We start from the raw sequence: 20,846 nt of genomic DNA, 5'->3' as shown, positions 1-20,846 counted from the left end.
ATTATCTGATAAAGGGCCATATTGATCTAGGGGTAAAAAAATGGATCTGCCAATAAAAAAACCATCCATGGTTTCTTATGCTGATGAAATGGATTTTTTAAAACTTTTGGAAGAGCTATCAAATAACAAGCACAACGGGTTCATAAGGGTGACTTTAGGTTCTGAGGAAGGTTATATCCTTTTTAATAAAGGTGAACAGATTGCAGCTTCCTACGATAAATATCAAAAGGTAGATGCGATCGAGAAAATAAAAGATGCAATGGATGAAAAAAATACCTTAATCGAAGTTTTTGATGTTAAAGAATCTCAAATTGATTTTTTAAAGGATTTAAACAAACCATACCTTCTGAATTCAAGTTCAGATTATGACCTAATAATGGAGCTTAAAAAATCAGCAGAGCCAGAATCTGAAGATCATGGATATATGGTTAAACCTGAAACTGTAGCTAAGCATGAAACTATAACCCGTCCTGAAACTGTAGCTAAGCATGAGACCACTAATGTTGAACAGGAAATTGAGGAAGAAGTTAAACCTGCTTTGAGGCTTGAAAAAGAACAGGAATCAGGGCTAAAAACTGAACCTGTACCAAATATGGAAGGCACAGACGAACCCAAAAATGAATATGAGTCTACTTTGGAAGAACCAGTATCTGAAAAAGAAATTGAAGAAGTGGTGAAACCAAAATCCTTTGAATCCGCAGAATTTAATGTTGATGAGGTAAATGATATTGATGAGGTAAAGACCTTTTTAGAATATCAAAAACCGTCAGCGGAAACTTTAGAGGTAACAGAAAATACAGATGCTGATGTAATTAGTGAGAAAGTAATAGATGCTGAGGTTCAGGAGACTGCTGAGGTTCAGGAGACAGAAACTCAACCTCTGGATCGTTCTGCTCTCATGAAGATGTATGGTATTAAAGATATTAAAGAAGAAGACGTTGAAAATATCTTAGAGTCCTACAAGGGAGGTTCTATAGCGGAAGAAGATGTTGATAAAATAGAACTGACGCTCATGAACAGGATAAAAAAGTCCATCTTTGGAATTCCTAAAATTAGAGGCGCTGAGGTTATGATTTTTCTTGATAATTCCAAAGGACTATCTGGAAAGGTTAACGTAATAATTGAATATGAATCTAAAGGATTCCTTTCTAGAATGATAGGAGAATCGAAGGATATCACTAATTTAAAAAGACAAATAATTAATATAATACAGATAGAAATAAGGAAGAGCTTTAGAGAGTATCCTGAAATTGTTGATGAATTTGATATAAATGTAGAGGTTAATTAGGGAGGATCAAAATGACAAGAGTTATATGTGTTGCTTCCGGAAAGGGAGGAGTTGGAAAAACAACGATGACTGCAAATTTAGGCGTTGCTTTATCCACTTACGGAGAAAGAACCATAGTATTAGATGCAGATGTAGCAATGGCAAACCTCGAACTCATTTTAGGAATGGAGGGTAAATCTGTAACATTGCACGATGTATTGTCAGGGGAAGCACCGATAGAAGATGCAATATATGAAGGACCTGGCGGTGTAAAAGTTGTGCCTGCAGGTATATCCCTTGAAGGGTTACGAAAAATTAGGTTAGATAGATTAGAAGAAGCATTGGAAGTTCTCATTGAAGATGCGGATATATTGCTTATAGATGCTCCTGCAGGTCTGGAGAAAGACGCTCTTGCAGCTATTGCTGCTGCACAGGAGATGATACTGGTAACAACACCAGAGGTTCCATCCATAAGTGATGCCCTGAAAACCAAGATCATTGCAAGCAAACTGGGAGTTGACATAATAGGAGTTGTAATAAACAGGGAACAGCATGATAGAACGTTTTTAACACTCAACGAAATTGAAACCATACTTGAAGTACCTGTAATTGCAGTTATACCTGATGATCCTGAGGTAAGTAGAGCTGCAGCATATGGTGAACCAATTATTGTTAAAAATCCTAAATCTCCAACAAGTAATGCAATAATGCAGCTTGCTGCAGACATGATTGGGGAAGAATATCAACCTATTGAACCAGATAAAAAAAGTGTTATTGCCAAATTGGTTGAAGGTCTTTTAGGCAAAAGATAATTTCTCAATTTATAAGGAAGTTAACCATGTCGCGGTTTATAGCGTTTGTTTCAGGTAAAGGTGGTGTTGGAAGAACATCACTAACATTTAATCTAGGTGTTGCAATGTCCTTTTTTGGTGAAGAAATTGTAATGCTCGATTTTGACCTTGTAATGGCAAATATGGACGTTATAACAGGTCTTTTAAACCCTGAAGCAACATTGAATGATGTTTTGGTTCGTGATAAGCCTATACAAGAATGTGTTTATGAGGTGGGCCAGGGAGTTAATGTAGTTCCAACTGGGATTCACTTTGAAACCCTGAAACACATAAATCCCAATTATATTTCATGGAATAAAATAATGAATGAAATAGCAGAATATGGTGATATTTTTTTGATGGATCTGCCTGCAGGGATTAATTCAAATATTTTTGAAGGACTTCCTCAAGATACAGAGCTTATAATAGTGACCAATTCAACAATGCCCTCTGTTGCAGATTCTTTGAAGATAAGAATATTTTTTAAAGAGTTGAATATTAAGATTGTAGGATTTGTATTGAATATGTGGTACGATGATAAGTTCTTACTCTCACCAAATGAAATAGAATCCATACTGGAAGTTCCAATGGTTGGTTTGGTACCCTACGACCGGGAAATGGAAAGATCCATGGCCCTGGGGAAATCAGTTGTTGAAGTTAACCCTTCAGCCCCTATAAGTAATGCGATAATGCAGCTTGCAGCGGATCTCCTGGGAAAACCTTACAATCCTATTGAACCTGATAAAAAAGGTATTCTTAAAAGATTGAAGAAGTTTGTGGGATTGCTTGAATGAAACTTGTAAAACCATACTTCAGTAAATCTGAAAAATAGCTTTGAATATCTACTAATATCTATTACCTTTTATTTTTTGTTGATATCTGGTTTAAACTTTTAATACTCTTTTAACTAACTTTTTATAGTTTATTCAGTTCTATTTATAAATTTCATCAATTTTTAATGTTATAAACTCTAATATCATACTAATTTAACTTGTAATTAATCTCTTTAGAAGATTTTAATTATATAAAATTAAATAATATTAAATTAACGAGAATATTTTTTTAATTTGGAATATTAATACAGCTATTGACTCTAGAATATCTTAATTCATTTAATTACCAATGGAAACAGGATGGAAACAGGATGGAAACAGGATTAAAACCCACTGAAAACAGGACTTAAAAAATGAAGAAGTTCAGTCTCGATGTAATTGGACTTGGAACTTGCAATGCTGATTTTATAATGAAGGTTCCAAGGTTTGTAGAATCAGATGATGAGGTTGATATTCAAGAGCTTTTGCCCTCAATTGGAGGATCAGCGGCTAATTTTGCTGTAGGAATATCAAGACAGGGTTTGAAAGCCGGAATAATGACAAGAATAGGTAAAGACCACTTTGGAAGATTGGCGGTCCAAAAATTTAGGGACGAGGGAGTTGACACAGAAAGGCTTCTCCATATAAATGAAAAAACTGGAATGGCATTTATTGCAGTTGATTCACATGGTGAAAGAGCGATGTACACATTCATGGGTGCAAATGCCAAGTTTTATCTTGAAAAAGAGGACATTGAGTACATAAAATCTTCAAAATTACTCCATATCACAGGGATGTACAAAGAAGTTGTTGAAGAAGCATCAAAACACGCAAATCTCCTTTCTTTAAATCCTGGAACTTTACTATCCTCCTACGGACTTAAAACCTTGGATAAAATCATAAAAAAAGCCCATATCATTTTTTTAAATAAAAAAGAGGTCAAAATATTGACAGGATTAAATTTTAATGAAGGATCGCAGACTATTTTGAATATGGGCGTACCCATAGTTGTTGTAACATGTGGAAAGAGTGGAGCGACTGTTTATACTGAAAATGACGTGATAAGTTCTCCTACTGGGGGGGTTGAAGCTCTGGACACGACAGGGGCGGGAGATGCTTTTGCTGCGGGTTTTATTGCATCCTTCGTCAAAGACAAAAAGCTTGAAGATTGTCTTAAAATGGGGAATATTGTTGCTGCACAATGTGTTGGAAGATTAGGGGCTTTAAAATAATAATTTAATTAATAATAATTAAATCATGGCTTATTTTAGTCCATAACTTATTTTAATCCATAAAAAAAACCCATAAAATTTGTGATATATCGTTCATATATCCCTTTTTAATTAAATCCCATAAAAATCTGCTGCATTTTTATTTGAAACCATTTCAATGTCCCTTTCATTGAATCCTGCAAGTTTCAACTTGTGAACTGTTTTTGGGACGGATAATGGGTCTGATGGTGATGAGCTTATGTCGCTGTCTAAAACGAACTTATCAAAGCCGTATTCTCCAAGCATTGTAACTGCCTTATCAGTTGTCATTTTCTGGGGTTGAACTGTAAGGCCAAGCACCCACTCAGAGTCAATTACCAGGTCAACTATGGAATTATCGATGTGATCTATCTGTACAAGGGAAGGATCTATATTTTCTTCAAGCATTGCAATTGTTACTTTAGTTATATCCCTTTTGTTGGTTCTAGGTGTATGTACTATTACATTTCTTTTCAAATCCTGGGCAAGTTCTAACTGTCTTTTAAAAACATTTTTCTCAGATTTGGATGCTTTTTCAAGGCCTATTTCGCCAATTGCCACAACAATTTTGTTTTTCAACAGTTCGGGTAGTTTATCTAGCACGACTTCAAAATCAGGTGAGATGCTTCTAGGATGAATTCCCAGTGCTACATACAATTTTAAACCGTTATTTGCCGCTCTTTTAGTGTCATTTTCTAATATACGGTTGAAATGGTCAAATAAGACATCGGATGTGCTCATCTGGAGAGGGTCATGGGCACAGCTTATGGCCTTTTCAACACCAGCCACAGCCATATTTTCAAAATCTTCATAAGCTCTTGTATCTGCGTGTATATGGGCGTCTATCATTTTATCACCAACTAATGATTTTTAAAATTTATTCCTTAATATTATCCATTATATGGTTGAATTTATTAGTAATTTCTATTAGTAACTTCTAGATCTCAAATTTCATGGATCTGGTGAAATAAATATGATAAATAACTTTTTAGTTAATAAAAAATAATAAAGAATTATATAAAGGTTTATAAATTATATATAAAAGGTTATTAAACTGTATAAAAAGTTATTAAATTATTAGGTATTAAACGTAGTTTATTGATTTGTTCATAAGGAGTGCCTATGGTTGGTGAATTTATATGAATGTAAAAAATATTCTGGAAATTTATGAAGTGGTTAGTGATGATTTAAAATTTCTTTTGACATCTGGGGTTCGTACAAAGGTTATTATCAGCCTTATTGACGGTCCTCGTAATTTGGGAGATCTTAAAAAAGAGTTGAACTTGGATGCTGCTTCCATATCGCATGCACTGAAAAATCTTGCAGAACGACAATTTGTTGTTAAAATGGATAATGCATACAATCTTTCACAAAAAGGAAAAATTATATGCATTAAACTTGTAGATGGAATAAGAACTGTTTATGCGGTGCAGGGAAAGGAAAAATTATGGCTCAACCATGATATAAAAGATATTCCTAAGGCTCTTCTAAATACTTTAGGAGATCTTAGTGACTCAATTCTCGTGGAATCTGAGCCTACAGATCTTTTTAAACCATTTGAGAATTACAATAATATTCTATTGGAATCTGATAATATTAAAGGTTTATCACCTATTTTCAGGCTAGATCTTGTAGAAACAATCAAAAAAAGAGTTGAAGACGGTGCTGACGTGGAGTTAATATTTACAGATGATGTTTTAACTAAATTGTTAAGTACCGTTGATCATAAATGTCTATCCGACCTGGAGAATTATATTTCAATGGATAATCTCAAAATATGGCAAATAGATAATGTAAAGATTGCATTCACAGTTACAGATAAATTTTTATCTTTGGGATTGTTCTCAAGCACTGGAGAATACGATTCCACAAAGGACCTTGTAAGTCATGATCCAGATGCTCTTGCATGGGGAAACAGACTTTTTGATTATTATAAAGCAAAATCAGAGTTATTTCATCTTTAATCTATATAATTTTTATAATTTTAGTTTTTATAATTTCAAAAATTTAAACGATTGTTCAAAGATTATTTAAAAATTCGAAAATATAATGAAAATAAGCAGAAAATAGGATAATTAAATAAAATAGGTATATTAGATGGAAATGAAGATCGAATTAAAGAATAGAGGAAAAATGAGTTCCCCCTAAGGCTTTTCAACCTTTGATATCTTCAAAACGCAGTTTACCCGCTAAAAGATCACTCAAAATATTGTAAACATCTTCAAGCGGAACTCTGACCTGTTTTAAATCGTCCCTGTTTCTGATTGTAACGGTCTCATCTTCAAGGGTCTCGTGGTCAACAGTAACAGCGAAAGGAACACCCACCTCATCTGATCGAGCATATCTTCTTCCTATGGTTCCAGATGCATCGTATTGGGATATTATATCCTTCAATCGCAGGTTATCACTTATCTGGTGTGCTATTTCCACGAGCTCATCCTTGTTTACAAGTGGAAAGACACTTGCACTCACAGGGGCTACGTCAAGAGGCAACTTGAAATAAGCCCTTTCATTATCCTCTGTGAATGAATGAAGAAGTACAGAATAAAGAATACGGTCTATACCGTACGATGGCTCAATAACGTGTGGAAATATCTTTTCTCCTCTTATTGTTTCATCTTTTTCTCCAAAACTTATTAAATCTGGGGTTAGTTCGTAGGTTTCACCTTCAACTTCCATTTTGAAGAGTCCTTCATCTTCAAATGATTTTTTAATAGTTTTTGCATCAAACTCTTCCAAAGCATTCTTGATCTTAGGAGAATTACCCTTAAACAATGGGCCGAATTTTTTCATATCTGGTTTTACAACCAGTTTTTTGACGGTTTTTGGTTCATCGTATTCAATGAAAACCCTCAGATCCTCTTTACTATATTTACTGTGGGATTTAAGGTCAAAATCTGTCCTGTCAGCTATTCCTATTATTTCTATCCATCCGAACCTGTCGGTTTGAACCTCAACATCCCAGCAGTCTATTGCGTAGTGAGCCATCTCTGTTGGAAGGTGCTGTCTAAATCTTATGACCTTATCTGGAATTCCAAGCTCAGATAAGAATCTTTCAGCAAGACAGAGTTGGTAGGCATGCATCTCACTTGACACCAGACCAGTTTCAACAGCTTCACCTGCAGTTACCTTAATGGGGTCTTCTTCTGCCAGCTGATTTTGGGATGAGTAAAGTGTAAGTTCTTGATCCTTTACCTCATGGAATCTGCGGTGTTTTTTATTGGATGGATCAACGAATATCTCTGCTTCAGCTTGTGTGAATTCTCTGAGCCTTATAACTCCCTGTCGTGGTGATATTTCATTTCTGTAGGCTTTACCAACCTGGACAACTCCGAATGGAAGTTTGCCCCTGAAAAAGCGCAGAAGTCTTTTGAATGGAATAAAAATTCCCTGGGCTGTTTCAGGTCTCATATAACCTGTTTTTTTACCTTTTGCGCCAATTAATGTTTGGAACATGAGGTTGTAACTCCAGACATGGCTCAGGTGACCTCCACATTTGGGGCAGGGGATCTTATGTTTGGAGATTATTTCAGTAAGCTTCTGGTTTTCAAAGCCCTCAACATCCTTTTTGATTGCTTCTTCTATGATGTGGTCTGCCCTGTAAACTTCCATACAATCTTTACATTCAGTCATAGGGTCTGTGAAGTGGTCAACGTGTCCTGATGCTTTAAGTGCTTCTCCAGGCATTATTGTAGGGGATTCTATCTCATAGAAACCTTCCCTTACAACGTAGTAACTGCGCCATTTGTTTATGATATTGTTTTTCAGTATGGCACCCAGAGGGCCGTAATCAAAGAACCCTGCAACTCCTGAGTATATTTCAAATGAAGACCATAAAAATCCTCTTTTTTTGGCAATATTCATTACATCATTGTCAGTCATATTTAATCCTCTCTAATATTCATTAAATAAGCTTTTTATATAATAAGCTGAAGTTGATCTAAGTTTGAGGGTTGATCAAAATCTTAAGTTATGATCAATCCTTTTTAAAGGTTGGTTTTAACTTTGATCCTTTGATCTCGTAGTCAAATTTGATTTTACTTGTTTCAGGGCTTTTTTGACCCATATATTTACTTTCCCTACCTGGATGTCCGTAGGGTCTTTCTGAAGGTGATGTCATGGTTTCAAAGACTATTTGACAAACCCTTTGGCCGGTGTAAAGAGCTACGGGCATTTTCCCGATATTGGATATTTCCAGGGTTATCCTTCCGCAGAATCCAGGGTCTATGTAACCGGCTGTAACATGCATGGTTATACCAAGTCTTCCCATTGAAGAACGCCCCTCAACCCTTGCAACAAGGTCATTGGGAAGTTCAATTGTTTCATAGGTCGTTGCGAGTGCAAATTCTCCAGGATGGATTATAAAAGGCTGTCCATCATCTATGTAAAAGGATTCCATATATGAATCCATGTCAGTTTTGTCCATAGGATCTATACATGGCTTCCTGATTATTTTAAACCCTTTAAATTCATTTCCAATCCTCAAATCAACTGAGGATGGTTGTATTTGTCTTTCAGGATTTTCTAACGGTTCTATAACAATTTTACCTGTTTTTAAATGTTCTTTTATGTCTTTATCACTTAAAATGGCCATTTCTTGCCCTCTTTTTTCTTGTTGATCTCTTTTTTGATACTTATCTTTGATAAATCTTTGACTATGTTTGGAATTCCGCAGCTGTTACCCACACCTACAACGAGTATTGTTGATCCTTCTTTGGATTGTAAAACTGCATTTTCAACGACAGACACGGCTTTTTTGGATGCTTCAAGAATTTTCTCTGTCATCGGACGTATCGCTTCTTCAGGACTCATTTTAACGATCACAGCGTCAACTTGAAGCTCTCTTTTTAGAAGTTCTTCTTCTATCATCCATTTATCAACACCGGGGCCGCCGATCACAACACCTATACCTTCTGCAACTGCTCCTGTTTTTTCTCCTTCAAGTTTTACAGCGGCATCAACTGTTATAATCCTTTTTATATTTTTATCATCTATTATGGACGTTATTACTTTTCCAACTTTCCCAACTCTTGCACCTGGACCTTTTGCACGGGCTATGATCACATTTCGATTTTTTATTTGTCTTTCGGCCACTACAATATCATCCATTTCACGAAGATCATCTTCAGATAAATCTTCAATAAGTTTACCTGCAACAAGGGGTCCTAATCCATCTCCCACAGGTTTTCCCTCTGAAAATGCGCCGGTTCCTTCATATTGGGCTTTCACAGTCCTCATGATCAGTGGTAGGCTCATTTGGAGCATCAAAAGTATCTGAATATTTCCTGTTTTCTTTGCAAGTTCTAAATTGTGTCTTACAATCTTTGCAACCCCATTTATGCCTATGGTTGCTTTGAGGGTCATTATTATGTTGGATTTCCATTCATCAGTGGCATTTGGAGCCATAACTTTTGCCATGTGTTTAAATCTTTCTTCTCCAAGGTCGAGGATCTTCTCGAATTTTCTCATAATCCCATTGGGGTCAAGATCAACGGGTGTAACAACGAAAAACTCGAAAAAATTTTCTACAGCAACTTTAGGATCCTCTTTTGGAGTTCCTTTTTCATTACAGACTTTAATAAGTGTTTTTTTAGCTTCTTCAACCATTTCTTCGAGTTCAAATGTGAAACGGCTGATGGTTGCCATGGCTCTGGTCCTTATAAACCAGGGAAGTGTAAAAATTAACAGGATAAATATTACCAATCCAATTACATCTAAAGGACTGAAACCGAACAACATCTAGCCACCTTTTTTTTATATTGCCTTTATTATATTAACTATCTCTAGCAACGTTTTTAATATCAATAACAATCAGAAAATGTATGGTTTTGTTTATATATAGTAATTCTAATACATTTTGGTAAATATTTATTGTTTTTAGTTAATATTTGAAGTTTGATCAGATTATTTATGCAGTAACCTTATTTTTGTACACATCTTGTATTCTAACATCTATTTAATGCATTATTCTGTAAATGCACGTCTTAATGGAAATATTAATAGAAATATTTTATGCAATTGCACTTACTTTTATTTCTTGCAAATCGTTTATTTTTCAATTAATCTTTTGTTTATTCTTCTGAGGGTGCCTTTTAGTGTATGTGCTTCTCTTCCAGATATAAAAGCCCTTCCGATGATTCTTCGAAATACTAAAGATGCGTTTTTGCTTTTATGTTCCGGATAGCCGAGTTTTTCAATTATTTCATCCATGCAGTCCAGTAAACCATTTTTTTCAATGGTAGATGCCTCTTCAAGTTCCTCAACAGGGTAACTCTTCTCCTTTTTGAAGAGTTCATAAAATACTATCGCAGCAGCGTGGCTTATATTTAATATGGGATAATCTTCATGGGTTGGAATGCTTACAACAACATCACAAAGAGATATTTCTTTGTTTGTGAGTCCATCACCCTCCCTTCCAAATACGACTGCGATCTTTCCGGTTACATTGAGAGCTTCTGCAAATTGTTCAGGAGTAACAGCGATTCTGGGAACGTTGTAACTTCCCCCTGCTTCTCCTGTTGTGCCCACTGTGAAATCTATGCCCTCATTTTCAATAAAGTCCTGCAAAGAATCATATGTTCTGCGATTTGTTATAACCTCTTTGGCGTGCATTGCCTTGTAATAAGCGTCATTTTCGATTTCGCATGGATTTATAAGTACTAGATCTGAAAGTCCGAAGTTTTTCATGGTTCTTGCAAGAAAACCTATATTTCCAGGGGTTTCTGGTTCTACAAACACTACGTAGATCATTTTTTCACTTGTTTCACTGTTAATTTTGGTTTTTTGTACAGTTTATTGAATTTAATTTCTATAAATTTGCGGTAGTTCTATTTGCCATAATTTATCAAAGGTATTGCGATTTAATTAAGAAATGCTTATGAACAAATTTTTTAATTAGCAATAAATCTTTAGATAATTAATAACTTCTTTAAATCTATTCAACAGGTTATATTAACAATCATAAGCCATTTCAAGAAGTTTCAGAATGTTCATAACTTTGATATTTTTCATCCCCTCTCTTTCAAGGGAGTCCCTGATGTTGTACTCACAGAAGGGGCATATGGTCACAACAGCGTCTACATCGAGTTTCTGGACCATTTTGGCCTTTTTACTACCTAATCCTGCTGCTATTTCAGGTTTTCCGGAGCGTACGCCTCCACCAGCACCGCAGCACTGGTCCGGTTTTTCCATCTCAACAAATTCAACGCCTTTTATTCTATTGAGTATGGATCGGGGTTCATCTCGTATTCCCTGGCCGCGAACAAGGTGGCATGGGTCGTGATAGGTTACCTTCATGTCAACGGGTTTCATATCCTCTGTGTTCAATTTGTCCCTTAAAAATTCACTTATATCCATTACGTTAAGTTCGGCGCCGTATTTTGGATAGTCATTTTTGAGGGTGGCACCGCATCCTGCACAAATTGTTATTATGGTGTCGTAGTCCTTTAAAGCTTCATAATTTCTTTTTACAAGTTCTTCCATAATATCTGTCTGTCCTGTCCGGAGCAGTGGTGAGCCGCAGCATACCTGATCTTCAGGCACAATTACATCAACACCGTGTTTTTTCAGGACTTTAAGGAGTGCCATTCCAATTTCAGGCAGTTTATAATCCACCATACAACCTGTGAAAACTGCTACTTTAGGTTTTCCAGCAGTATCATCACAGCTTTCAACCTTTTGCTGCTGTTTTGAAACAGCTTTCACGAATCCCTGTCCAAATGGACCTTTTCGGGATGGTTCAACAGAACGACCTGTTTTCTCTATTGATGCTTTCAGATCTTTATGTGGTGGTAATGGTCCTATATCCTCACGACAGGCTATTTCACGTAGCTTTTCTATGGCTCCTCCGAAGGTGTTTATCTCCTTTGGACATACTTCTACACATTTTGAACATGATGTACAGCAGTAGAGTCCTTCGTCAAATCCTTCTTGGGCACGATCCCCACAGTCTCGTGGGTCAAGGGCGAATTTTGAAATGTAGCGCATGAAGTAGGGCCCTGCAAATTCAGATGCTTCTTTTATAACCGGACATGCTGAAAGGCATGAGTAACATTCAATACAGCTTCTGATCTTCTTTGAATCCGCATATTCCTCTGGATTTATTACTTCAGGGCATTCAGGAACTTCACATTTTCCTTCTAAAAAGAGTCCCATCTCTTTTACTTTGTTTTCAACTTCACTTCTATCCACAACAAGATCCTTCATCACATCAAAGTCTAGAGGTTCTATAATGTCCCCTTCTTTTATTTCGGCCTTGCAAGCCAGTTTAACTTCCCCATTAACCTTCAAAGCACATGATCCACACTGCCCGGCACGGCAGGAATATCTGTATGCAAGGTTTGCGTTATACTCCTCATTTATGTAGTTTAGAGCATCTAAAACCTTCATTTTGTCCTTTTCTTCGATGGTGTAGGTTTCAAAGTGTGGTTTTTCATCCTTTTTTGGGTCATATCTTAGAACTTTAACTGTTATCATGTTTATCTCCGATTTATATTTAAAAAAGATTTTTAAGGATTTTTAAGAATTAATCTGATTTTTAAAAGCTGATTAAAATGGATTTAATTTAATAGTCATAGTTAAGATAATTAAATTTTAGATAATTAAATTTTTTTGATAATAAATCATTAATTGAAACTTTATATATCTTATATATCTTTAAATTTAATTTAAATACATTTTATCCTTTGGTAATATTTACTATTTCCATAGAACTCATTGTTACATGTAATCTTGAATAATTTTAAGATACTATAAATTTGAAATAAGTTCAGTAGATATTAGGTGAATATGTTATAAATAATTATATCTGATTTAATAGAAAAACTTTAAAAAAAACTTTAATCCTCTACAGATTGTGCTTTTTTATACATTGGAATATTCTCTTTTATTAAAAGCCAGTAAACTAACAGTTCTCTTTCCATCTCGTTGTGGTTTGTAAATCTTGTTGATATTATTTTTTTGAATCGTTTATTGTGTCCCATTTCAACGAGATGCGCCATTTCATGGAATACAACGTATTCAATGAGTTCGGTGGGGATGTACTGCATGTACCTGTTAATGTTTATATTTTTCTTAGAGCTACAGCTTCCCCATCGTGATGTCATTTTCCTGAAGTAAACCCGTTTAACGCTCACATCCAGTTCTTGAGAGATACGTTCAATGTACGTCTGGACAAGTGCCCTGAATTCATCCTCAGTCCTTCCAAAATCGAGTTGACGATTTTTTGTCTCTTCCATTGAACTTTTTATACATGAAACTCTCTTGTATATCCAGTTTTTATGTTTCTCAAGGAGTTTTTCGTGGTTGTTGTAACCTAAAGGTAATATTAAGCGTAAACGGTCCGTTTTAAGTTCTAATCTTGGATATTTAACTTTTCTATGAATTATTTCATATTCAATATCCAGATCATAGATTTTAACATTGTTCTTCATTTTATGCTGTATTCTCCATGAGACGTTCAAGTTATTTTAATGAGAAATAAATTTTATATTTCTAATTTTTTATATTCTAACTTTGGTTTGTTTTTCAAATTATTTTAATTTTAATATTTATAAAAAATTTATAAAAATATTAATTTCAATTTAATCAAAAATCATTTATAAGAAAAATCGTTAAGTATTCAAATCTACATGAAAATCTTAATATAGATATATCTGCAGTTCTAAAGTAAAGAGTAAGAAATTTCTCCACCTTTTTTATAAATGGTAGACATAAGCGAAGATAAATATTAAGTAATTTCTCCACCTTTTAAAAATTCATCAACCTTATAGGCATAAATGTGAATAAATATCTGCATGTTAAAGGAAGACATCATAAATGACCCTTTAATGCAGCGGTTAGAGTTGCGTAAACAACTACGAAAGAACACTGTATCAAGTTATGTAACTGCATTTATGCCTTATTGTGAATTGACTAAAAAGACACCTAGTGAGTTACGATCTGAGGCTTATAAAGAACAGGTAACAATTCCTGATAAAATGGATCGAAGCATAAACACTTACTTATTTAGGTATTATAAATTTCTCAAAGAAGAAAGAGGTCTGGAAGATTCAACTATCAGAACTATGATGAGTAGGATCCGAGCTTTTTATAATGAATTTGATATAGACCTGCCAAAAAATATTCGAATGAAAAAGAAGAAAACTAGGCGGGAATCTGAATCACTTAGTATTGATCATGTGAGGGAAGCAATATTAAGTACTAATAGTTGGAAGTTTAAGGCAGTAATTGCCCTGGCGGCCTCTTCAGGATTAAGAAGTGGGGATATAAGACATTTTACTATCCAAGATTTCATTGATGCAACTGAGGAATATCATGATGAAAGGGACATAAATAATGTAATTTCAACTTTAGAAAAAAGAAGGGTAATTCCTTGTTGGGAATTATACAGTGAAAAGACAAGTGAACATACAATTACTTTTTCATCACCTGAATCTGTTGAATATACTTTGAAATACCTCAAAACTCGAAATGATTTATCAAATGATTCAATATTATATACTAATAAGTTTGGAGGGCTTTATAGTAAATCAGGGTTTATTCAGATATTTAAAAGTGCAAATAGTAATTTAGATTATGGTTACATTGAAGGGAATGAATACAGCTTTTTTCATGCACATAATCTACGATCTTTTTTCAGTACAACTTTGAATAAAGCTGGTGTGCCTTATGCGATTTATAAAAAAATGATGGGCCAGGCTTTGGGTGGATCCGACCCCGCATACATACATATTGATAAGAAAACCTGCAAAAATGAGTATCTACGTGTTGTAAAGGATTTGAGCATTCATAAAGTTGAAGTTTATGACTTCAAAACCAAAGAATATGAGGAGTTCTTGAAAGAAAAAGAACAGATGATTAAGGAAAGGGAGGAAAATAATAAAAGATTAGATAAAATGCAACATGCTATGGATGTAATGAAAAGACAAGCAGATGCTGAAAAGAAGTTTAAGGAAGAAAATAAGAAAGATTAAGCCTTTTCAAGTACCTGTTTATTTTCTTCAATATATTTTTCAATTGATTCTTTTACAATAACCCGCGTTAATGCATCGTGGTCTTCCAAGTGTGGATGTTTTTTTTGAGCAATGCTATAAATATAATCAACCTGTTTACCCCAGAGTTGACGATAGCAGATCCACAGCCAAATAGCTTCACGACCTGCTTTACCAGTATATCCAGGAGTCCAAGTTCTTTTTAATCCGGATAAGACTTTGAAGATATTATAATCATCTTTTAATAACCAAATACATAGTTTAACAAAGTTTTGGTCATCACCAGTTTTCATATATTAATTTAAAGGATCGTAGACATTTAAATATATTTACTAAGGATTTATAGTAGTGTATTAAAAATAGATAATTTGTGCTCACTAGAACCATTACTTCCCAAGTGCTCTTCTACTCTTGATATAAATAGCAGAATAGTAAACAATTACAGTGTACATTATTAACAAAAAAGGGAGGAGTTGGACCCATATCCGCCAAGATCAAATCCAACCCCTCCCCGCCACTACGGGAGGTAGCGACATTGGAAGGTATATACAATAGGCTATATTTAATTAACTATTTTTCAGGATCTGTACGATCTAGCGTAAGCGCTGTAAACTTTTTTTATAATGATTTGAGGTGTAACCATGGCTAGCTCCAGGTTTGAAACTCTCACAAAACAATTTTATAAAAACAGCGATAAACTTGAGAAATTATCCCCTACATGTAAGAAATATGAGGAAATTCTTGTTAAAAACAGGAAGATTGCTGCTGAAATCTATCAGATTGCCAGCAGGTAAGAAGGAATTTTGATGAATCTTATCTGTAAAAGGGAATTATTCTTTAGATTTTATCCTAGAAATTTCAGTCTCGAATGCGTTGATAACAAATTTTTTAATACTACCTGCCTTTTCACCATATTCCTGACGAGAATATTTACGAACTTCAGCTGCAAGGTCCTGTGGGATTCTAACAGAGAACTGTTCATCAACTGTTCCTTTTTCATCAGCCATAATCATACCTCCGTTCAATTTAATTGCACTGACCCTTATTCTGTAGCTTATAATATATATAACTACTTATCAAACTTACTAACTTTCTTATATTCTAGTTTTCTAGAAAACTATTTATATTTAGAGTATACAGATCATAGACCATGCAAGAAAACTAGCAAACTATCAAGTTTGCAGCTCATGGGGGGAAATCTATGAAAAAATCAGGAATTGAAATAAATTTTTTATATATGTGTGGAGTTTTTTCAGTGAAAGGATCTGGAAGATCAATGAAAAAGCTTTTTTTATTGAAAAATACTATAAAAACATATATATACTATAACATCCAAAAAATAATTAGGAATAATTTAATTCTTTATTTTATTTTTTATTTTAATAATTTAATAACTGTTTTTTTAACCCCACAAAACTTGTACTCCAGATGGAGTACATCTCCCCAAAACTTGTACTCCAAGTGGAGTACATCTGGAGTACATCTTTTGGAAAATGCCCACAAAATGGGTTCAGATGGAGTACATCTTTTGGAAGAGGGGGCCTTCTAATGTCCAAAAGATTACAGGTTCGAATACCCCACCCTGGAGTTTGGACTGATTTTGAGAACTTTGTTAAAGGAAAGTATGGTCATACATATGCAACCTTAGCTTTAGAAGTTGAACAGGCCCTTATTGATAAAATGGTTACTGAAGGATATGGAATTTATAAAGAATATCAAAAGCCCGAAAATAAAAGTACTATATCAAATCCTCAGAAAATCGGACACATACATATAATTAAAAAAAATCCAAAGATTTTTTGCAGGTATCTTTATGAGAACTACCCCAATAATGCTGAAATTTCATTTAGGAAGTTAAGAGACATTATTATTGAACAAACAGGAAGAACTCATTTAGATACTCATAGAAGTTATGTTGATTCTTTACAGGCTTTGAATATACTTCGACCCCTATTCATTGAAAATGACAGATATAAGAATTATAAATTTATCAAAAAGAATATCCCTGAATCTCTTATTTTTGAATTTAAGCAATATGCACTAGAAGGAGGTTAATCTGTTACTCCCACTTTTTAATATTAGTTTTCTTTCTTTCTAGAAAACTAGAAAACTATTTATATAACTTCCAACATAGGAAGGTACAACAAGAGTAAAACCTTGTTGCAGGGGGTTTCAGATTCTTTTTCTTCTGCCCCCCAGCTAACCCCTGCCTTTTCAATTCGGGGGGATTTAAAGGCACTTGGGCTGAGGAATTAGACCTAGGCGGAATCTTTGAAGTGTCATACGACGTGTTTGGGCAAAAGGTTTCTGGATCATGACCATATCAGAAAGACTTACCGTAAGGCCCCGATGACAAAAACGACAAAGAAACACAAAATTTATTTTATTAATTTTTACGAGGCATGAGTCAGTGGTTGACTGCTCGGCTGTAGAGTGGTTGTAATCCTTTGATTAGGAACGTAGGTACCTGCGAGAAAATCCATTTCGATGGGCAACCATACAGATACCGAGTTTAGGTGAGTTCAATTCTCACTGTCTCGATTTATTTATGAGCTTTGTTTGCTCAATTAAGGGAATTTAGGAGGTAAAAACTATGAAATGTGATAGATGTTTTAAAGAAAGTGAAAACTTAATTAAAGTGCCACATCCACGATTTAAAGATAGTTTTTTAGTGTTTTGTCCGAAATGTGCAGAAGAAACGGGGAATAAACAATGAAAGAAAGAATGAGTGATTACAACACATTCCAAAGGGAACGTGAAGAGATCCAAGATGAAATGACAGCCTGCTATGATGAATGTGCATCTTGCAGGCGTAGACACAGCTGTAGGTTAAGTTACTAGAAGGTGAGAAAATGATGGGAAACGTTGTTGATGTGGTAAAGGAAATTAGAGAGGCCCAATTAGGGCCTGAAGATATGCTTAGTCCTGGTTGGTATATTCCAGGACCTATTAATATAGAACTTTTTGAACCTGAAGGTGAGTTGATAGGAAATACGAATACTAAAATATCACACTTACCAGATTGCAGGGCTATTAAAATGATGCTTGAGGAGCATAAAACCCGCACAGATGGTGAAGGTTACAGGCCGTGTGCATGGTGCCAGGGTAAAGAAGATTCATATCATGAATCCATGGAACAGTTGACAATTGATCAGTTTGAAGATCCTGAAGATATTGAAATTTGCAGGGACCCAATTCTAGAAAAACTCTTCAAAGGAAATGGTTGTGCATCCTGTAACTCTCACCAAGGGCTTGTTAAAATGCGACCACATGAAGGTGGTGTCAGGCTCTTAGGCCGAGATGGTAAATGGTGGGTTTACTTTGAATGCAGCCATTGTGGTTATGAAACATCTTTATACAAAGTTAAGCAGCATGAACGGTTAAGACTCAAAGGAGTTGTTTAATATGGATTGGGAACGTTTTGTTGATAGAATGTGGAGTAAACAGGATGAAGAAACTCCTAAACAGGTGAAATATGTTCAATCTATAAGTCATGAGGTGGTTTAAATGGATTCATATAAATCTTTCAGTTTCTGGGATGCTAAGCCTGTAAATGGATTTCTTGTAAAAATTAGGATAAGCAAACGACCCGAAAATTGGGATGAATTACCTATGTTGTCAGACAATAAAATTAAGGCCGGAGATAAACTTTTTGTTTGGGATCATGCTCTCCTTTGGGGAATGGTTTATGAATGCTGCTTTGTGAAGGGGATCTAAATGAAAGACAAGTTAGAAGAGTACTCACAAGTTTACGTCAAAGAAGATCGGCTTAGAAATATGATTATTAAAGAGATTGAAACAAAAGTTAGAGATTTATTGGAAAAAGCAGATGTCAGAGTGTCTTTTCAAAAAGTGTCATATAATGATGGTTCTTTTAAATTGTTTTTAAATGTCATTATTCCAAAAGGAGACGCTATCGATCTTACATTCAGTGGAAGACAACTTACACAGATTGCAGAATTTATTGGAATTCCAGATTTTGATGTAACTCAAACTGGATCAAGTACATCCTTAACATTCCTGTTTAAAGAAGGACAGGGGGTTTCAGATGCATCAGTCATGGAATGACTATGTTCAAGTTGAAGAACTGGCAAATGAAGGTAAATATGTATTTAAAAGCCTTCAACCAGCTTCTACTATCTTACCTAAAAGAGATGATGTAAAAATTACAATTAAACGGATTGATGAGCTTCCAGATGACTTTGAAGAGTTCCCCTGGTTGGAACGTTCTATGAAACCTGGAGATGTTTGTTTTTTATACGCTCAGGACTATTACGTGGTTGAATGTGAAGAGGTGACAGAAAAATGAAACAATCATTATACAAGTCAAAACCTTCTTTTTATGAGTCTTTAAGTCCTTATTTACCCCACATTTTCACTTTTTTAATTGTTTTTATTCCTTTTTTGATTTCAGTGTTGCTAGTGTGCCATGAGGGCGTGCTGCATTCAGTTCAAGGAGGTATCTAATTGCATGGTAGACCCTGGGAAAAAAGGGAAATCAATTATGTCCGAATCAACAGGAAGCAAGGAGCAGAAAAGATTGGAAAACATTTATTTCGTAGCGAACAATCAGTTAAAGGCCTTGCACGTCGTTATAATATCAGTTTAACTCCAAAAGAACGCAAGAAAACGAGATGGACTCAAAAGGAAGACGAAATCATCATGGAAAATGACGGCATGCCTTTGAGTGAAGTACAGAAATTACTTCCCAATAAACGTAGTATCTCTCAGATTTCATGGCGTAGGTCTAAATTAGGACTTGTAGATCCTGTTAAAAAAGATCCTTTTTTGCTTATTATTGAACGACAAAAGAAGCTTAAAGGTGTTGAAAATGGCTAGAAGAAAGGTACAGACTGAAATACCAACTAAGGGAAAGATTACTGATATTTGGGAAGGTATTTTGATGGGTGAAATTTCATTTGAGAATGGCAGGAAATGCACCCTTCCTGAAGTTCAGCTAAAGGAATTAATCAAAAATGGAATTGTAAAGGTTGGTAAGACGGTTGAGGTTAAAACGTGTCCTAAAGTTGTTAATGGAATGATTAAGGATTATGAATTTAAGGTTAAGGAGGTTGTATGATGCCAAATAGTAAAGAAGAAATTGAAAATAAATGTCCAGCTGTAAAAATCATAAATGAAAAAATAACTGAAATTGAAGGATGGGAAAATCTTTTAGAAGGAGATAAACTATCCAAACAAAGGATAATAACTGTGTTAAAACAGGTAAAAACTCTAATTGAACATCCCTTAAAATATGACCTTTATGCTTGTGAATGAGGTGATTTGATGGTTAAAAAAGAAAAAATAGTAGTCGAACCATTGTCTGAATTGGAACTTAAACAAATTAATGAAGAAGTCGAGGGATTGGAATTTGAGATTACAGGCTATGATATTTCAGGTTTCAAGAAAGGCTGGAGAAAACAATATGAAACCGTCACCTATTCTGATGGATTGAGTACTGAAGAGGGCAAAATATTCAAAGAGGACTCAGAATTTAGAAGGTTGGTCATTGAATCAAAGAAAGCACAGAAAAAGGTCCACAAGTACATGGATGCAAAGCTCAAGAAGTACAGGATGGAACATCCCAAAGAACCAACAATGGAAGAAAAGGTTGCAATGCAGAAAACGGAAAAGGTAGAGGCTAAAGTTTTAGAAGAGCATTTGATGTCAATTAGTGGAATTAAGGAGGCATAACT

27 protein-coding genes are annotated in these 20,846 nt (G+C 34.8%); 18 read left to right on the top strand and 9 right to left on the bottom strand.

The features are described from left to right. The first annotated feature begins 40 nt into the window (after positions 1 to 40). The 4 genes from MSWAN_RS08410 (at position 41) to MSWAN_RS08395 (ending at position 4,141) form a co-directional block, all read left to right on the top strand. Positions 41 to 1,288 (top strand): DUF2226 domain-containing protein, encoded by a 1,248-nt coding sequence (locus tag MSWAN_RS08410; protein WP_013826213.1) that lies wholly within the window; start codon positions 41 to 43, stop codon positions 1,286 to 1,288. Positions 1,289 to 1,299: 11 nt separating this feature from the next. Then, complete coding sequence (gene minD, locus MSWAN_RS08405) at positions 1,300 to 2,079, top strand: cell division ATPase MinD (RefSeq protein WP_013826212.1); 780 nt, start codon at positions 1,300 to 1,302, stop codon at positions 2,077 to 2,079. Positions 2,080 to 2,105: 26 nt separating this feature from the next. Beyond that, positions 2,106 to 2,891: a cell division ATPase MinD gene (minD, locus tag MSWAN_RS08400; RefSeq protein WP_013826211.1), complete on the top strand. Its 786-nt coding sequence runs from the start codon at positions 2,106 to 2,108 to the stop codon at positions 2,889 to 2,891. Positions 2,892 to 3,283: 392 nt separating this feature from the next. Then, positions 3,284 to 4,141 carry a carbohydrate kinase family protein gene (locus MSWAN_RS08395; protein ID WP_013826210.1) on the top strand — a complete coding sequence of 286 codons (858 nt, stop codon included), beginning with the start codon at positions 3,284 to 3,286 and terminating at the stop codon, positions 4,139 to 4,141. Positions 4,142 to 4,252: 111 nt separating this feature from the next. Here MSWAN_RS08395 and MSWAN_RS08390 read toward each other — a convergent pair whose 3' ends face one another. Further along, positions 4,253 to 5,008, bottom strand: a complete 756-nt coding sequence (locus MSWAN_RS08390; protein ID WP_013826209.1) for a TatD family hydrolase — start codon at positions 5,006 to 5,008, stop codon at positions 4,253 to 4,255. 290 nt (positions 5,009 to 5,298) lie between these two features. On the opposite strand from MSWAN_RS08390, the gene MSWAN_RS08385 reads away from it, so the two are divergent. Further along, the gene (locus MSWAN_RS08385) at positions 5,299 to 6,123 is read left to right on the top strand and encodes a helix-turn-helix transcriptional regulator (protein WP_013826208.1); all 825 of its coding nucleotides are present in this window, start codon (positions 5,299 to 5,301) and stop codon (positions 6,121 to 6,123) included. A 190-nt stretch (positions 6,124 to 6,313) separates the two neighbouring features. On the opposite strand, the gene glyS is transcribed toward MSWAN_RS08385, so the two are convergent. The 6 genes from glyS to MSWAN_RS08355 form a co-directional block, all read right to left on the bottom strand. After that, positions 6,314 to 8,041 carry a glycine--tRNA ligase gene (glyS, locus tag MSWAN_RS08380; RefSeq protein ID WP_013826207.1) on the bottom strand — a complete coding sequence of 576 codons (1,728 nt, stop codon included), beginning with the start codon at positions 8,039 to 8,041 and terminating at the stop codon, positions 6,314 to 6,316. Positions 8,042 to 8,135: 94 nt separating this feature from the next. Then, on the bottom strand, positions 8,136 to 8,753 hold the full coding sequence (gene dcd / locus MSWAN_RS08375; RefSeq protein WP_013826206.1) for a dCTP deaminase: 618 nt from the start codon (positions 8,751 to 8,753) through the stop codon (positions 8,136 to 8,138). Beyond that, the gene (locus MSWAN_RS08370) at positions 8,741 to 9,898 is read right to left on the bottom strand and encodes a DUF1512 family protein (RefSeq protein ID WP_013826205.1); all 1,158 of its coding nucleotides are present in this window, start codon (positions 9,896 to 9,898) and stop codon (positions 8,741 to 8,743) included. The genes dcd and MSWAN_RS08370 overlap by 13 nt, the downstream gene beginning before the upstream one ends. 309 nt (positions 9,899 to 10,207) lie before the next feature. Continuing rightward, positions 10,208 to 10,909: an RNA methyltransferase gene (locus MSWAN_RS08365; RefSeq protein ID WP_013826204.1), complete on the bottom strand. Its 702-nt coding sequence runs from the start codon at positions 10,907 to 10,909 to the stop codon at positions 10,208 to 10,210. A gap of 201 nt (positions 10,910 to 11,110) precedes the next feature. Further along, on the bottom strand, positions 11,111 to 12,634 hold the full coding sequence (gene tfrB / locus MSWAN_RS08360; protein WP_013826203.1) for a fumarate reductase (CoM/CoB) subunit TfrB: 1,524 nt from the start codon (positions 12,632 to 12,634) through the stop codon (positions 11,111 to 11,113). A gap of 362 nt (positions 12,635 to 12,996) precedes the next feature. Further along, complete coding sequence (locus tag MSWAN_RS08355) at positions 12,997 to 13,590, bottom strand: M48 metallopeptidase family protein (RefSeq protein ID WP_048188049.1); 594 nt, start codon at positions 13,588 to 13,590, stop codon at positions 12,997 to 12,999. 363 nt (positions 13,591 to 13,953) lie between these two features. Here MSWAN_RS08355 and MSWAN_RS08350 point away from each other — a divergent pair, with 363 nt between their 5' ends. Continuing rightward, entirely contained in the window at positions 13,954 to 15,132 is a 1,179-nt protein-coding gene (locus tag MSWAN_RS08350) for a tyrosine-type recombinase/integrase (protein ID WP_013826201.1), read from the top strand. Here the strand turns inward: MSWAN_RS08350 and MSWAN_RS08345 are convergent. Further along, the gene (locus MSWAN_RS08345) at positions 15,129 to 15,443 is read right to left on the bottom strand and encodes a hypothetical protein (protein WP_013826200.1); all 315 of its coding nucleotides are present in this window, start codon (positions 15,441 to 15,443) and stop codon (positions 15,129 to 15,131) included. The genes MSWAN_RS08350 and MSWAN_RS08345 overlap by 4 nt on opposite strands. A gap of 348 nt (positions 15,444 to 15,791) precedes the next feature. Between MSWAN_RS08345 and MSWAN_RS12830 the strand changes: the two genes are divergently transcribed. Further along, the gene (locus MSWAN_RS12830; protein ID WP_013826199.1) at positions 15,792 to 15,944 is read left to right on the top strand and encodes a hypothetical protein; all 153 of its coding nucleotides are present in this window, start codon (positions 15,792 to 15,794) and stop codon (positions 15,942 to 15,944) included. A gap of 36 nt (positions 15,945 to 15,980) precedes the next feature. Here the strand turns inward: MSWAN_RS12830 and MSWAN_RS12825 are convergent, their stop codons facing one another. Next, positions 15,981 to 16,157, bottom strand: a complete 177-nt coding sequence (locus tag MSWAN_RS12825; RefSeq protein WP_013826198.1) for a hypothetical protein — start codon at positions 16,155 to 16,157, stop codon at positions 15,981 to 15,983. A gap of 194 nt (positions 16,158 to 16,351) precedes the next feature. On the opposite strand from MSWAN_RS12825, the gene MSWAN_RS08340 reads away from it, so the two are divergent. From MSWAN_RS08340 to MSWAN_RS08295, 11 genes are all read left to right on the top strand, one after another. After that, positions 16,352 to 16,699: a hypothetical protein gene (locus MSWAN_RS08340; RefSeq protein WP_013826197.1), complete on the top strand. Its 348-nt coding sequence runs from the start codon at positions 16,352 to 16,354 to the stop codon at positions 16,697 to 16,699. Beyond that, positions 16,699 to 17,205, top strand: a complete 507-nt coding sequence (locus MSWAN_RS08335; protein ID WP_013826196.1) for a hypothetical protein — start codon at positions 16,699 to 16,701, stop codon at positions 17,203 to 17,205. The genes MSWAN_RS08340 and MSWAN_RS08335 overlap by 1 nt, the downstream gene beginning before the upstream one ends. A 657-nt stretch (positions 17,206 to 17,862) precedes the next feature. Next, positions 17,863 to 17,991 (top strand): hypothetical protein, encoded by a 129-nt coding sequence (locus MSWAN_RS13145; protein ID WP_265101167.1) that lies wholly within the window; start codon positions 17,863 to 17,865, stop codon positions 17,989 to 17,991. An 11-nt stretch (positions 17,992 to 18,002) separates the two neighbouring features. Next, complete coding sequence (locus MSWAN_RS08330) at positions 18,003 to 18,554, top strand: hypothetical protein (RefSeq protein WP_013826195.1); 552 nt, start codon at positions 18,003 to 18,005, stop codon at positions 18,552 to 18,554. Between the two features lie 103 nt (positions 18,555 to 18,657). Next, on the top strand, positions 18,658 to 18,867 hold the full coding sequence (locus MSWAN_RS08325) for a hypothetical protein (RefSeq protein WP_013826193.1): 210 nt from the start codon (positions 18,658 to 18,660) through the stop codon (positions 18,865 to 18,867). Then, the gene (locus tag MSWAN_RS08320) at positions 18,868 to 19,218 is read left to right on the top strand and encodes a hypothetical protein (protein WP_013826192.1); all 351 of its coding nucleotides are present in this window, start codon (positions 18,868 to 18,870) and stop codon (positions 19,216 to 19,218) included. It begins immediately after the preceding gene. Then, entirely contained in the window at positions 19,199 to 19,459 is a 261-nt protein-coding gene (locus MSWAN_RS08315; RefSeq protein WP_013826191.1) for a hypothetical protein, read from the top strand. The genes MSWAN_RS08320 and MSWAN_RS08315 overlap by 20 nt, the downstream gene beginning before the upstream one ends. 158 nt (positions 19,460 to 19,617) lie before the next feature. After that, the gene (locus MSWAN_RS08310; RefSeq protein ID WP_013826190.1) at positions 19,618 to 19,989 is read left to right on the top strand and encodes a hypothetical protein; all 372 of its coding nucleotides are present in this window, start codon (positions 19,618 to 19,620) and stop codon (positions 19,987 to 19,989) included. Further along, positions 19,982 to 20,230 (top strand): hypothetical protein, encoded by a 249-nt coding sequence (locus MSWAN_RS08305; RefSeq protein ID WP_013826189.1) that lies wholly within the window; start codon positions 19,982 to 19,984, stop codon positions 20,228 to 20,230. The genes MSWAN_RS08310 and MSWAN_RS08305 overlap by 8 nt, the downstream gene beginning before the upstream one ends. Further along, positions 20,230 to 20,427, top strand: coding sequence for a hypothetical protein (locus tag MSWAN_RS08300; protein WP_013826188.1), 198 nt, complete (start codon positions 20,230 to 20,232; stop codon positions 20,425 to 20,427). Before MSWAN_RS08305 ends, MSWAN_RS08300 begins: the two co-directional genes overlap by 1 nt. 9 nt (positions 20,428 to 20,436) lie before the next feature. Then, positions 20,437 to 20,844, top strand: coding sequence for a hypothetical protein (locus tag MSWAN_RS08295; RefSeq protein ID WP_013826187.1), 408 nt, complete (start codon positions 20,437 to 20,439; stop codon positions 20,842 to 20,844). The last annotated feature ends 2 nt before the right edge of the window (positions 20,845 to 20,846 follow it).

The organism is Methanobacterium paludis (genome assembly GCF_000214725.1).
Lineage (GTDB): Archaea > Methanobacteriota > Methanobacteria > Methanobacteriales > Methanobacteriaceae > Methanobacterium_C > Methanobacterium_C paludis.
Note: the sequence above shows the minus strand (reverse complement) of the source record. Positions and strands in the feature narration are given on the sequence as shown.